Consider the following 1,848-nt stretch of genomic DNA (forward strand, 5'->3'; position numbering starts at 1 on the left):
GTCCTTCCCATGTTCGTGCCCGGCGCCGCGGAGTTCACGGTCATGAACCAGAAGCAGCTCAACGAGCATCCCGAGCTGGGAAGCTTCTTCGAGCGCATGACGTACCTGCCGCTCACCATGGCCACCAAGATGGTCCCGCCCGGAGGTGCCGGCGTGGGCATGCACGTCATCCCCGTCGAGCACGCGATCAAGCACGAGAACCAGTCCGCGGACGTCGAGCACCTTTCGCACTGGCTCAAGAAGTACGACCACTTCTCCGTGGGCGCCTGCTCGTGCACGCTTGCGGAGCGCGCCCGCACGCACAACGCCGGACGCGACCCGCAGAACTGGTGCATCGGCGTGGGCGACCTGGCCGACTACAGCGTCGAGACCGGAAAGGGCCACTACATCACCTACGACGAGGTGATCGACATCCTGCTCAACGCCGAGAAGAACGGCTACGTGCACCAGATCACCAACATCGACGGCGAGCACAAGATCTTTGGCATCTGCAACTGCGACGTCAACGTCTGCTATGCGCTGCGCACCTCGCAGCTCTTCAACACGCCCAACCTGAGCGCCTCGGCCTATCGCGCCCACGTGGACGCCGAGAAGTGCGTGGCCTGCGGAGGCTGCGTCGAGGTCTGCCCCGCAGGCGCCGTCCAGCTGGGCCAGAAGCTCCTGACCAAGCACGGCCCCGTCACCTACCCCAAGCAGCCGCTTCCCGACGACCACGCCTGGAGCGAGAAGGACTGGGACCCCGACTACAAGGACAACAACAGGGTCGAGTGCCACGAGACCGGCACCTCGCCCTGCAAGGTGGCGTGCCCCGCGCACATCGCCATCCAGGGCTACCTGCGCATGGCCGCGCAGGGGCGCTACCGCGACGCACTGGCGCTCATCAAGAAGGAGAACCCCTTCCCCGCGGTGTGCGGCCGCATCTGCAACAAGCGCTGCGAGGCCGCCTGCACGCGCGGCCTGGTGGACGACCCCGTGGCCATCGACGACGTGAAGGCCTTCATCGCGGCAAAGGACATGGAGGCGGAGCACCGCTACGTGCCCGAGCCCGTCATATCCTCCAACCGCGGGCGTCACCTCGAGAAGGTGGCCGTGATCGGCGCTGGCCCCGCGGGCCTCAGCTGCGCCTACTACCTGGCCAACATGGGCTACAACCCCGTCGTGTTCGAGAAGAACCCGCTTCCCGGCGGCATGATGGTCTACGGCATCCCCAGCTACAAGCTCGAGAAGGACGTCGTCGCGGCCGAGATCGACGTCCTGCGCGAGATGGGCGTGGAGATTCGCTGCGGCGTCGAGGTCGGAAAGGACGTCTCCCTGGACGACCTGCGCAAGCAGGGCTTCCGCGCGTTCTACGTGGCGATCGGCTGCCAGGGCGGCCGCAAGGCCGGCGTCGAGGGCGAGGACGCGAAGGGCGTCTCCACCGCGGTCGACTTCCTGCGCTGCGCGCTTGACGACCCCACGCACCAGGTCGAGGGCTCGACCGTCGTCATCGGCGGCGGCAACGTGGCAATCGACGCGGCCCGTGTGTCCAGGCGCTGCGGCTCCTCGGACGTGAGCATGTGGTGCCTCGAGCAGCCGGACGAGATGCCGGCCCTCCCGCTCGAGATTCAGGAGGCCGAGGACGACGGCGTCACCGTCCACAACGGATGGGGCCCCGCAAGGGTCGAGGTGGACGAGGCGGGCCGCGTGCGCGGCGTCACGTTCAAGCGCTGCACGCGCGTCTTCGACGAGGCCAGGCGCTTCTCGCCCACGTACGACGAGTCCGACACCACCTTCGTGCCGTGCCAGAACGTGGTCCTCTCCATCGGCCAGTCCATCGTGTGGGGCGACCTGCTCAAGGGCAGCAAGGTC

The 1,848-nt window shown here is 67.4% G+C and carries 1 protein-coding gene; it reads left to right on the plus strand.

Annotated features, from left to right (window positions below; genetic code table 11):
* Positions 1–1,848, plus strand: a 1,848-nt coding sequence (locus ACI38Z_RS08120) for an FAD-dependent oxidoreductase (RefSeq protein WP_439789693.1), incomplete at both ends; no start/stop codon positions are given.

The organism is Parafannyhessea sp., from assembly GCF_051876455.1.
GTDB lineage: Bacteria > Actinomycetota > Coriobacteriia > Coriobacteriales > Atopobiaceae > Parafannyhessea.